Genomic DNA, 427 nt, shown 5'->3' with positions numbered 1-427 from the left:
CCAACAGGCAATGTGATTACTGACGAAGAGTTGCTGAAGCTTGACGCGCTGGCGAATCAACACGGCATTCCGCTGGTGATTGATAACGCTTATGGCGTCCCGTTCCCGGGTATCATCTTCAGTGAAGCGCGCCCGCTATGGAATCCGAATATCGTGCTGTGCATGAGTCTTTCCAAGCTGGGTCTACCTGGCTCCCGCTGCGGCATTATCATCGCCAATGAAAAAATCATCACCGCCATCACCAATATGAACGGCATTATCAGCCTGGCACCTGGCGGTATTGGTCCGGCGATGATGTGTGAAATGATTAAGCGTAACGATCTGCTGCGCCTGTCTGAAACAGTCATCAAACCGTTTTACTACCAGCGTGTTCAGGAAACTATCGCCATCATTCGCCGCTATTTACCGGAAAATCGCTGCCTGATTC

General features: G+C 51.1%; 1 protein-coding gene. It reads left to right on the top strand.

What is annotated here, in order from left to right; all coding sequences use genetic code 11:
* On the top strand, window positions 1-427 hold a 427-nt coding region (locus tag GVL12_RS25845), incomplete at both ends, for an aminotransferase class I/II-fold pyridoxal phosphate-dependent enzyme (protein ID WP_159918394.1).

Source organism: Pantoea sp. 18069 (assembly GCF_902706035.1).
Lineage (GTDB): Bacteria > Pseudomonadota > Gammaproteobacteria > Burkholderiales > Burkholderiaceae_C > Comamonas.
The sequence above is the reverse complement of the archived record's forward strand: the minus strand, read 5'-3'. Positions and strand labels throughout refer to the sequence as shown.